This is a genomic window from Hyella patelloides LEGE 07179 (assembly GCF_900659865.1).
GTDB lineage: Bacteria > Cyanobacteriota > Cyanobacteriia > Cyanobacteriales > Xenococcaceae > Hyella > Hyella patelloides.
The window spans coordinates 1-10,417 of the sequence record NZ_LR214020.1; the positions used below are offsets into that span (position 1 = coordinate 1).

The following is a 10,417-nucleotide window of genomic DNA, read 5'->3' on the forward strand; positions in this document are numbered from 1 at the left end:
ATCATCCAGAATTACCACCGACCAATAATGAAGCCGAACGTGCATTACGCCATGCAGTGATTGCTCGCAATATTGGCTTTGGGACTCGTACCAGCGAGGGCAGTTTGGCTTACAGTTCGCTGCTTAGTGTCATCGAAACCTGTCGTCTGAGAAATATTAATCCTTGGACTTACATCGCTCAAGTTTTGAGAGGGGCAAGAAAAGGAATTAATCCACCACCTTTTCCTGTTTGTAATTAATCTGCGGGGATTCCTCGCGCCTAATTTTCCTGGGAATTTTTTAGGGGGGAATGAACGATTACGTCAACACTCGCCCATTTCCAAGTCCGCGACTGCCGAATTTAATAAGGAATAAGTAATAAAACTAAAAAACAGATTTGCGATCTGAATTGAGTATTATATAGTAGCTGTAAATCATTTGAGAGAACGAACAAATGACCAAAAACACTTAGCTACATAATTTTCATAACTAAAATAAGATTGCTATCTTCCTAAATCCGACACCTCAGATTTACCTTAATAATGTTTAATAGACTGGAGCTACGTACTTAATTATCCATTAATCCTTGAGCCGTTTCTAACATTTCTTCAGCAATGTCTTGTAAGTCTTCTCGATTGTTTAAATAAGCTTGTAAAGCCTCCAATGGATCGATAGTATTTCCTACTCCTAATTCTGGTAAACGAGGACGGGATAATTGACTAATTAATTCAGGACGAATTGTATAGCTATGGGCAGATTTTAAAGCTTTATCTAAAGCTAAATTACTAATTAATTCTAATTGTTCTGAGCGCAATTTGTAAACTAATCTGACTACAGCATCTTTAATTTCTTGTTTTTTTATTGCATCTAAAATTGCTTGTTGCGGATCGTCTTTTTCCGATACGTCAACTTTAATGGTGCAAAAACTGCGTACTGGTAAAGAACAGAATTTCCATTCTACTTTACCTTTAATAAGATTCAGAAATATATAGCCTTTGTCTTCTTTCTCTTCCGAAAAATCCACCCGATCTATACTACCTGGATAAATAATTGGTGGATTGTTTGCCTGGTTTAAATTTTGATGTTTGTGGACATGACCCAAGGCTACATAATCAAGTTCGGGACGAATAAAAAAGGATACAGGAATAGTAAAACCTTTGCCCACCGCTAAAAATCTTTCTGCTCCTAAATTAGCTCGATCTGCCATTAAATGACCTAGCAATACTGTGGGTATATCGGGGTCTAAACGGCGAATTTCACCTTCAATAATTGGCTGTAATTTTTCTAATAATAAGCGGTCAACTTCTGCTACAGATAAACCTTCTGTTTCGGGACGAGTTAATAATGCAGAATTATTTAACCAAGGCAAAGTAATCACTTGAATATCACCATTTCTGGTACTAAGACGATGAGTAGTAATGCGATCGCCGACAATAAAACCAGGCACAACTAAGGTACGATAAATACATAGGCTAGCCCCCCCATTTCCCTGAGAATGCTGGTCATGATTTCCCACTAGCAAAATAGTTGGTATCTTAGCATCAGCCAATCGCCGAAACTGATTAGCAAACGCCTCATGTATATAGGGTGCAGGAGTTGCATCAGGAAAAGCATCTCCACCAAACAAAACTAAATCCACAGGTTCGTTAATGGCACGATCTATACACAGACTCAAAGTCTGCACAAAGTCTTCTAATCTAGTGTTTATACCTGTTTCAGGATTGATTTTTCCATGAGAAAATCCGCTTCCCATGTGAATATCCGAAAGATGAAGGATTTTGATCATTTGCTGGTGATTAATGAATGGTTGGTGGTTAATGGGGACGATTCATCCTAAAGGACTTGCTCCCCTAAAGGACTCGGCTTCGCCGTCGCGCGTCGTGAATCGCCCGTACAGTGGTTATTAGTTGTTTGTTCGTCGTTATTAGGGGCGCAAGGCTTGCGCCCTGTTAATGGTTAGTAGTTGATTGTTAGTCCACAACCTTTACACAGATGAAAACAGATAATTATCAGTTGTCACTCCATCTCCCAATTACCTACCTCATCCACCTTACCCCTCCTTTCCCTATCTTTCTCTAATGACCTCGTTTTCTTGAGAACATCACGACTTTTGACTTTTAAACATTATGGCCCAGAAAACACCGCAGATTCAATATCTTGGCGACTGAGAGAATATTTAAAAGAACGATTAAAATCCTTGACTTTACTTTCTGTATTAAAATAACTAACTGTTAATTCTTCTATTTCTAAACAAATCTCTGCTTGCCAGTCAGGTTTTTGCACATACCAACAATGTAGATTCTCTTTGTCTTGTTCGCAACCTAAATTTTTGAGCCACTGTTCAATTTTTGGTAAAGGATGATTATATAAAGGAGTATTTGCGCTTGGTAATTCCATTTTTAGATTTTTATTATGGGATTGCTATAGATAATAATAAGCGATCGATATCCGAAAAAGCATTGTGTACCAAAGCAAAAAATATATAGAGGCGATCTCTACAAACTACTCATAATATCCTCATAACTAAGAGAAACGCTATAAGTTATCAGCTTTCTAGATCGAACACAAACTAACCCAAATCAACCACCAAATTAGACAATTATTTTAAACTAGACACATATAGATATATAAGCCATAAGTTTTATCATTGTAATGCGTATAATTTATCGATTGAAAGCAAATGAACTAGGTGATGATTTCTTGGAAGATTTACAAAAAACCTATAAAGATAAAGAAATTGAAATTATAGTTTACGAAGTAGATGAAACAGAGTATCTTTTAAAATCGCCAACTAATCAAAAAAGATTGTTTCAAGCTAAAAATAATATTGAACAAGGGGTTCATCTAGTCAATGTTAATCTCAATAACCTTGAATGAGGAAAAAAATAATTTTTGAATTATCTGCTTTTGAGGATTTTAGGAGCTGGGCTAAATTAGATCGCAAAATTTATCGTAGAATTATCACGATCCTGAAACATCTAGAACGTTCGTCTCCGATTATCTCTCAACACGCCGAACCATTAAAGCGAGAATTAAATGGCTATTGGTCAATAAAAATTAATCGAGAACATCGCTTGGTTTATAAAGTAACAAATACAAAAATAATTATTATTGCTTGTAAGTACTATTAAATTTGAGGACGTTGGTGATTTGAGAGATGAATAAATAATGATACGGTTCGTTGCTTGTTGCTATGTTTCAACCTCAGTTCGACAAAAACATAAATTTTTTACTTTAGATAAACCAAAGTAACTCCTGCACCTCCTTCTTTTTGGGGAGCGAGTTCATATTTAGCTACTTGTGAATGGCGTTGTAAAAATTCATGGACACCCTCGCGTAGTTTCCCCGTACCTTTACCGTGAATAATCCACAATACTCCCGATTCTATAGCTTTAGCGATCGCATTGTCTACTTCTATTTCCGCGTTGGCGACTCTACTACCACGGATATCTAGGGTATTTTGCGATGTTCTAACGGTAACAGATGGTTGTTTTCTGGCTGCGGGCGGAGTTTTTCTAGTTTGTTTGGCTTGATTTTTGGCAGGTGCTGGCACTTTTTGCCCATCAAGAGATTCAATTTCTCCCCAACCAACAGACATTTTCATAAAGCCAAAGCGTACTATTAATTGCTTTTCTGCTTCATCTATTTCTAAAACTTCTCCTGTTTGTCCTAAACGAGGTATCCTAATTTTTTCCCCTAATTGAGGTTTATAGTCTGGTTTAGCTGGTTGGGGTTGCTGAGTTGTTTTAAGATGTCTGCCTGCTATTTTATCGAGGGCTTCTGTGGCTTTTTGAGCTTTTTGAGCCGATTGTTCTCCTCTTTGTAAATTATGAATTACCTGAGCAATTTGGGATTTAGCATCTAAAAGGGCTTTTTTGACAGCTTCTTCTTGGGATACCTTTAGTTGTTGTTCTCTTTCTTTTAAAGAGTCGGCTTTTTGGGAAACTTCGCTATAAAATTTCTCCGTTTCAGCTAATAGTTTTGCTGCTTCTGCTGCTTTGGCTTCTTGTTCTCGACGTTGGGCTTCTAAAGCTGCGATTACTTCGTTAACATCTTGAGTTTTAGTAGCTCCTACGAGGCTCTGAGCATCTTCGACAATGGCAGTATCTAAGCCTAATCTTTGAGCAATAGTTAAAGCATTAGAACGCCCAGGAATCCCCCACAATAAACGATAGGTAGGTTGTAAAGTACTATCATCAAATTCTACCGAAGCATTTTCAAAACGCTCGTCTTGATATTTGAGAGCTTTTAATTCTCCGTAATGGGTAGTCGCTACCGTCAGTAAAGTATGTTCTGCTAAATATTTGAGAATAGCGATCGCCAAAGCACTACCTTCTGCTGGATCTGTACCTGCTCCTACTTCATCTAGCAAAACTAAAGAGTTGTTCGCAACATTTTCTGCTATTGATTGGGGTTTAATAGCTTCGATAATGCGACTAATACGGCGAATATGTCCTGAAAAAGTCGATAAACTTTGTTGTAAAGATTGCTCATCCCCAATGTCTGCTAATACAGAGTCAAACCAAGGAATTTCTACAGGAACTTTAGCAGGTACAAACATTCCTGCTTTTGCCATCAATGCAGCTAAACCGATAGTTTTTAAAGTAACAGTTTTCCCTCCCGTATTGGGACCAGTGATCGCAACTACAATGGTCTGCGGTTCAATTTTGACATCAATAGGAACTACTGCATTACCTTCTTCGTATTTAGCTTGCCATACTAACAAAGGATGCTGTAATCGACGCAAAGTAACTGTTTCTTCTGGATCGGTAAAACGAGGGGGATTAGCTTCTAACCAAGCACCATAACGCGCTCTTGCAGTAGCTAAATCTAAAATAGTAGCAACCGCTAATAATTTCTCGATATCTTCTAAAACTTCGGCAATTTTAGCGGTCAAAGCTCTTAAGATGGCTTCTTCTTCTCTTTTTTCCTGTTTTTCTGCCTGTCGCAGTTGGTTACCAAACTCTATTACCGATCGCGGTTCAATATATAGTGTCGAACCAGTACTAGAAACATCATGAACAATCCCTGGAATACTTTCTTTTTGAGGTGCTTTAACTGGTAAGACAAAACGCTCGCTTCTTTGAGTAATTACCGCCTCTTGCACCGCCCCCATATTTTTTTGCATGATGCGTTGCAAAATTTGCCTAATCTTACTACGAAGGCTTTTTATTTTGCTTCTAATTCCTGCTAGCTTGGGGTTAGCGCGATCTGTTATTTCTCCGCGATCGTCAATACAGTGGTGTATCTCTTGTTCTATTTCAGGATAGGTGCGTAAATCTAAAATTAACTGGTTTAAAGTAGGTAATTCTTCTGCTTTGGCATCGATAGTACGTCGTAAATATCTTACCCCTGCTAAAGTAGTGGCTACATCAAGTAATTCTTTCGCTGAGAGTAAACCACCAATACTAGCTCTTTCTAGAGCCTGATTGATATTCTTGATTCCTTTAAAAGTCCACCCAGAATCTAATTGCTGTTCTAAATTATAAATCTCTTGGGTTTGCGCTAATAGCTGTAAACTACCTTCTTTAGTTGTCGGTAACTGTAAATTGCTTGCTGCGATCGCACCTAACTTGGTATCAGCAAAAGTAGCTAAATGCTGACATAAACGCTTCCATTCTAGTAATTCTAAGGTTTCTTGGGTAATCAAGGTTATTTATGGCTGATTTTTATGATTAATTGGGTTCTTTATCAGAGCTTTGGTATGGAAAGACAACTTACAATCTCTAATACTAATTTTAGGCTTCTGACTTCAAAAAAACTTCTAACTTATGGATTGGTTACTTCTGACTCCTGTAAGGACAAGGCATACATTGCACCTCTTTTTTGTATCTTACACTTTTTTCTATGCATACTATTAACAAATTTTATATAAAAATTTATTGCAGTACTCAAATTAATTCGTTACACTTATTTACATAAGTCAGTAATACATAATTTATCCAAACATAGGAGTCTCAATAATCATGGAAAATCAAGAAAACAAAGTAGGTTTCACTAATTTTGCCGAAAACTTAAATGGTCGTTTAGCAATGTTAGGATTTGTGATTGCGGTTGCTACTGAGTTAATGACTGGTAAAGGGATTCTTGCTCAATTAGGTTTAATGTAATCAACTAAAGTGATTCTTAATTGATACTCTAACTCAGTAACGACAAACAAAATTTCGTAACTTGACATAGCCTCTGTGTAATTCTTCTAATGGGAGAGTTTACAGAGGTTTGCTTTTTCAGGAAGAAAGAATCGAATCAGCAGCAAGGAAGAAAGAAGAGGAAATTAATAGGTAATAAATAACCAGCACCAATCAACCACCAACTACTTTATTTCTTAGTTGGCTATATTCATAATGAAATAGCCCTAACAGTTAACTGATAACTGAGTTACCTTTTCCCTTCAGAGATTACTCTCGTGCAACACCAATCGCTGGGTAAAGCCGAGGGCCATCCCATGCGTAAAGCCTCTGGACAAATAGTCATTACAGTTAACTGACAATCTATCAATTGAAAGCCTTCCTTCTGACACTGCTTAAGGCTATGTTTTAAGATGGTATCGTCTTTAAATTCAATAGTATTATTACATTGAATACAGACAATGTGATGATGGTGATGGGGATAAGGCTGATTTAGTTCGTAATGCTTATGCCCTTCTGCAAGTTCTAATTCTCGAAGAATACCCATACGAGTCATTAACTTCACGCTTCGATAAACGGTGGATAAACTGATTCCTTCCTCTCGCTTGTCTAAGAGTTCGTGAAGTTCTTCGGCACTAAGATGATCGCCTTTAGGGAGATTTTGAAACAAATGGAGAATTTTTTCCCTTTGAGGAGTCATCCGCCAGCCTTTAGAATTGAGTTCTGCTTTTAGGGAAGCTGCGGTGTAATGGGGCATACCGTTGTCATCTCAATTAGTTGCATCTATTGATAATGATAATTGTATTTGAAACTATTTGCAACAATTTGAGCTAATTGAGAATAAGTCCTATTACTTACAGAGAGATGAATTCGAGGTTTAACATTGTCTAACCTCTATACATTGTCTAATCTCTATAATATATACTCTTGTTTTTTTAGTGATTACATCACGCGGAAAATGAAGGGATAACGATACATAGTATCAGGTTGTTGAAAGCAATGTGCGATCGCTAAAGCCGATAATCCCCAGTGATAAATAAACCAGAATGGAGCAAGAATAAAACCTACCAAGCCAAAAGTTAAAAAGGACAGTACGCCAATAACGCCACCAATTAGCCATACATTGAGATGAAAGTTAATTGCTTCTTTGGCATTTTCTTTTACTAATGAATCATCCGAAATGAAATAAATAGCAATAGGGATGGCGATGGAAATTATTAAAGCACTAATAAAAATTGAACCATGAGCCACCGCAGATAGTAACTTGCGTTTGTCTAGATTGGAAGAGTCTGCTTGCATCGTTTTGATTTAACTCTCAAGAAAATACAATTTTATAGTACCGTTTCTCATTGCGATGGCAATAGTGGAGTTTACTTCCCTATTTTGGTAAGTTTCCCGTACTGTGGTGAAAGTTTTGTTATTTTTTGATAGCCGATCGTATCGATGATGATTCAGCCACCTTTTATAAATATTTTGTGCTTTACAAACAATAAGTTATAACTAGATACTAAAGATCGATAATCATTCACCTTTGAAGGGTCAAATCTATTCTAGCCATTCAATAGCTGCTCTATCAGTTAATTCTTGAAGCTCTCGATCTGTTTCGTAAATTTCCTGATATGTTCTTGCCGATTTTTCTAATTCTTTTTGCTCTAACTGTTGTTTCAATAGAGCGATCGCATCTTTAACTAATTCGGTTCTGCTAGAATACCCATATTTTTTGCGATCGCCAATGAATTTAATAGCTTCTTCTTCTAGAGTTACTTTTACTTGAGGCAGATTTCAAAGATTCAATATTCTAATCTTAGGTACTTTTTTATGGTACTTACGAAGGTACTTTAATTCAATATTGTACTAGACAAAAAAAGATAGGTAATGCAATAGCAATACCCATCTCATATACTATAATTTATTAATTACCGCTAAGCGATCGCTAAATTAACCAGCAGCTACAGGTTGATTAATTCCGACTAATTCCGCGCTTAAATCCCAGAGTTTTTTGGCTTTGTTTTCGTCTAAGGCTTCGTTAGAGACTTCTTGTACGAAAGAACGACGATCTGGTTGTTGTCTGTTACCCCAGCTATAGTATGCGCCAGATTCTTTAAAGTCATTATCCGCTACAACTTGCGCTACGCGATCGCCAGCAAGAGCTTGAGAGACATAACCCTTGGTAATATTCTTTTGGAAAAGAGGAAAGATTTTTTGGAAGAGAGGATAGTGATTGCGGAATAAAGGAGTATCTGCAACACAACCAGGATAGAGAGAAGAAAAGATAATTCCTGTAGTGTTGTGATAGCGACGGTGTAATTCTCGCATGGTTAACACGTTGCACAGTTTACTATCTTTATAAGCTTTTCCTGGCTTGAATTTTTTACCATTAATCATAGTGACAGGCTCTTTAAATCCTGCTTCCATACCTTCAAGATCGCCTAAGTCTGGAGGTGCAGGGATAGGAATTTTACCGCCTAGTTCTTTGGGGTTAGCGGTAACTGTACCTAAAATGACTAATCTTTTGTCACTAGAAGGAGAGCGCATTAAGTCTTCTAGCATTAGGTTACAGAGTAAAAAATGTCCCAAATGGTTGGTTGCAACGCTTAATTCGTAACCATCTTCACTACGCATCGGCTTTTTTAGAAGAGGTAGATAGACGGCTGCGTTACAGACCAAAGCATCTAAATACCTATCTTTAGCGCGAAAATCGTTAACAAATTGTCTCACGCTAGCAAGAGAAGCTAAATCTAGTTTGATAACGCTGTGATTCTCTTGAGAAATGCCTACTTCTTTAACTGCATTGGCAGTCTTTTCTAAATTACGGCAAGCCATAACCACGTGCCAACCTTTATCTGCTAAGGATTTAGCAGCGTATAAACCTACTCCTGAAGATGCACCAGTAACGATAACGGTTTTTTGATATGTATTCATTACGATCGCTTTTTTTTATAGCTGTTTGATTCTTATTTTTAGAATCGCACACAAAAGCAATGGCTTATCCAATGTGGACGCGACTTGTCATATAAAGCAAAAATTCACCCTTACTGACAAAAGTATTTATTGGTTCATTTGTTGTTACGCAAAGGTTTATCTATTGGCGATCGCTATTTTACTGAACTTCGGGGAAATTCAATCTATGTAAGGTTTTTACCTCTTTGATATTATGAGATTTTTGCTGATTTGCGATCGCTATTTTCTCGAAAAATTATTATGGAGAATGTAATTTTATTGTTTGCTTTTTGTTTTTATTTATTGTTATTTCATTTTTTAATTTACTCTCTTTTATTCGTAAAATTGCCAAGTAGTGAAACTGAACCTTGGTTTAGTTTCTGAATACAAATTGGTATAAGATACCTGAAAATTCCTATGGGTGGAGTTATTATGGAATCCAATTTTCTAACGGCTGTTTTTCTACCTCTAGCACTATTCATCATCATGCTTGGCATGGGGCTAGGGTTAACATTAGATGACTTTAAACGAGTTTTGATTGAACCAAAAGCTGTCATCGTCGGTCTGATTGCTCAACTTATTCTGTTACCCATCGTCGGCTTTGGATTAGCGACAGTTTTTCCGCTTTCCCCTGAATTGGCTGTTGGGGTCACGATCCTCGCAGCTTGTCCTGGTGGTCCTACCTCGAATATGATCTCTTATCTTGTTAAGGGAAATGTTGCTCTCTCGATTACTCTGACAGCGATTAGTACTCTGATAACGGTGTTTACGATTCCTCTGGTGGTCAATCTCTCTATGCAGAACTTTATGGGTCAAGGGACAGCTTTACAATTGCCTTTCATGACAACAGTAATTCAGATTGCTGTCATTACTCTAATTCCCATCAGCATCGGTATGGTGCTGCACCGTTACAAACCAAGGTTGGCTGCTACAGTGGAAAAAAGTGTTAAATGGTTGTCTTTGTTCTTTTTGGCATTGATTATTGTAGGTTTACTACTCAAGGAACGGGCTAATGTGCCTAGCTTTTTCTTACAGGTTGGCTGGGTGACGCTTACGCTAAATATTGTCATGATGGCTCTAGGATATGGGATTGCCACTATTTCAGGGCTAGATAAACCCTGTGCTAAATCAATTACCGTTGAAGTTGGTATCCAAAATGGTACTTTGGCGATCGCTATTGCCAGCACCCCTACATTGCTCAATATGCCTACTATGGCAATTCCCGCAGCGATCTATTCCCTAATTATCTTTTTGTGAGAGAAGACCCTCGCTTTTAGCGACGGGACGGGGCTTATAAATTGCGCGGGAAACCCACGCAAACAGCCCCTCATGAATCGAACTTTACAGCGAAGCCCGTTTTCTGGTAAAGT

General features: G+C 37.6%; 11 protein-coding genes and 1 pseudogene. 5 read left to right on the plus strand and 7 right to left on the minus strand.

The annotated features are described in order from the left end of the window. A pseudogene (locus tag H1P_RS26650) lies at positions 1-239 on the plus strand (IS66 family transposase); the annotation flags it as partial. Between the two features lie 308 nt (positions 240-547). Here the strand turns inward: H1P_RS26650 and sbcD are convergent. Together sbcD and H1P_RS26660 are read right to left on the minus strand one after the other, a co-directional pair. After that, positions 548-1,765 carry an exonuclease subunit SbcD gene (gene sbcD / locus H1P_RS26655; protein WP_144873343.1) on the minus strand — a complete coding sequence of 406 codons (1,218 nt, stop codon included), beginning with the start codon at positions 1,763-1,765 and terminating at the stop codon, positions 548-550. 338 nt (positions 1,766-2,103) lie between these two features. Beyond that, entirely contained in the window at positions 2,104-2,376 is a 273-nt protein-coding gene (locus H1P_RS26660) for a DUF3143 domain-containing protein (RefSeq protein WP_144873346.1), read from the minus strand. Positions 2,377-2,631: 255 nt separating this feature from the next. Here H1P_RS26660 and H1P_RS26665 point away from each other — a divergent pair, with 255 nt between their 5' ends. After that, positions 2,632-2,856, plus strand: a complete 225-nt coding sequence (locus H1P_RS26665) for a hypothetical protein (RefSeq protein WP_144873349.1) — start codon at positions 2,632-2,634, stop codon at positions 2,854-2,856. Continuing rightward, the gene (locus H1P_RS26670) at positions 2,853-3,110 is read left to right on the plus strand and encodes a Txe/YoeB family addiction module toxin (protein WP_144873352.1); all 258 of its coding nucleotides are present in this window, start codon (positions 2,853-2,855) and stop codon (positions 3,108-3,110) included. Before H1P_RS26665 ends, H1P_RS26670 begins: the two co-directional genes overlap by 4 nt. Before the next feature lie 98 nt (positions 3,111-3,208). Here the strand turns inward: H1P_RS26670 and H1P_RS26675 are convergent, their stop codons facing one another. Next, the gene (locus H1P_RS26675; RefSeq protein WP_144873355.1) at positions 3,209-5,629 is read right to left on the minus strand and encodes an endonuclease MutS2; all 2,421 of its coding nucleotides are present in this window, start codon (positions 5,627-5,629) and stop codon (positions 3,209-3,211) included. Positions 5,630-5,945: 316 nt separating this feature from the next. Here H1P_RS26675 and H1P_RS26680 point away from each other — a divergent pair, with 316 nt between their 5' ends. Next, the gene (locus H1P_RS26680; RefSeq protein ID WP_144873359.1) at positions 5,946-6,089 is read left to right on the plus strand and encodes a chlorophyll a/b-binding protein; all 144 of its coding nucleotides are present in this window, start codon (positions 5,946-5,948) and stop codon (positions 6,087-6,089) included. 268 nt (positions 6,090-6,357) lie between these two features. On the opposite strand, the gene H1P_RS26685 is transcribed toward H1P_RS26680, so the two are convergent. From H1P_RS26685 to H1P_RS26695, 4 genes are all read right to left on the minus strand, one after another. Continuing rightward, on the minus strand, positions 6,358-6,864 hold the full coding sequence (locus H1P_RS26685) for a ferric uptake regulation protein (protein WP_144873362.1): 507 nt from the start codon (positions 6,862-6,864) through the stop codon (positions 6,358-6,360). Positions 6,865-7,049: 185 nt separating this feature from the next. Next, positions 7,050-7,406, minus strand: coding sequence for a DUF4870 domain-containing protein (locus H1P_RS26690; RefSeq protein WP_144873365.1), 357 nt, complete (start codon positions 7,404-7,406; stop codon positions 7,050-7,052). 246 nt (positions 7,407-7,652) lie between these two features. After that, complete coding sequence (locus H1P_RS39045) at positions 7,653-7,775, minus strand: hypothetical protein (protein WP_281291238.1); 123 nt, start codon at positions 7,773-7,775, stop codon at positions 7,653-7,655. 270 nt (positions 7,776-8,045) lie between these two features. Then, on the minus strand, positions 8,046-9,029 hold the full coding sequence (locus tag H1P_RS26695; protein WP_144873368.1) for a protochlorophyllide reductase: 984 nt from the start codon (positions 9,027-9,029) through the stop codon (positions 8,046-8,048). 450 nt (positions 9,030-9,479) lie between these two features. Here H1P_RS26695 and H1P_RS26700 point away from each other — a divergent pair, with 450 nt between their 5' ends. Beyond that, complete coding sequence (locus tag H1P_RS26700) at positions 9,480-10,304, plus strand: bile acid:sodium symporter family protein (protein ID WP_144873371.1); 825 nt, start codon at positions 9,480-9,482, stop codon at positions 10,302-10,304. Positions 10,305-10,417 lie beyond the last annotated feature (113 nt).

Bases quoted from the DNA above. Each gene is read 5' to 3' on its own strand.
- H1P_RS26680 (WP_144873359.1), top strand. From the start codon at position 5,946: ATGGAAAATCAAGAAAACAAAGTAGGTTTCACTAATTTTGCCGAAAAC.
- H1P_RS26670 (WP_144873352.1), top strand. From the start codon at position 2,853: ATGAGGAAAAAAATAATTTTTGAATTATCTGCTTTTGAGGATTTTAGG.
- H1P_RS26695 (WP_144873368.1), bottom strand. From the start codon at position 9,029: ATGAATACATATCAAAAAACCGTTATCGTTACTGGTGCATCTTCAGGA.
- H1P_RS26665 (WP_144873349.1), top strand. From the start codon at position 2,632: ATGCGTATAATTTATCGATTGAAAGCAAATGAACTAGGTGATGATTTC.
- H1P_RS26690 (WP_144873365.1), bottom strand. From the start codon at position 7,406: ATGCAAGCAGACTCTTCCAATCTAGACAAACGCAAGTTACTATCTGCG.
- H1P_RS26700 (WP_144873371.1), top strand. From the start codon at position 9,480: ATGGAATCCAATTTTCTAACGGCTGTTTTTCTACCTCTAGCACTATTC.
- H1P_RS26685 (WP_144873362.1), bottom strand. From the start codon at position 6,864: ATGCCCCATTACACCGCAGCTTCCCTAAAAGCAGAACTCAATTCTAAA.
- sbcD (WP_144873343.1), bottom strand. From the start codon at position 1,765: ATGATCAAAATCCTTCATCTTTCGGATATTCACATGGGAAGCGGATTT.
- H1P_RS26660 (WP_144873346.1), bottom strand. From the start codon at position 2,376: ATGGAATTACCAAGCGCAAATACTCCTTTATATAATCATCCTTTACCA.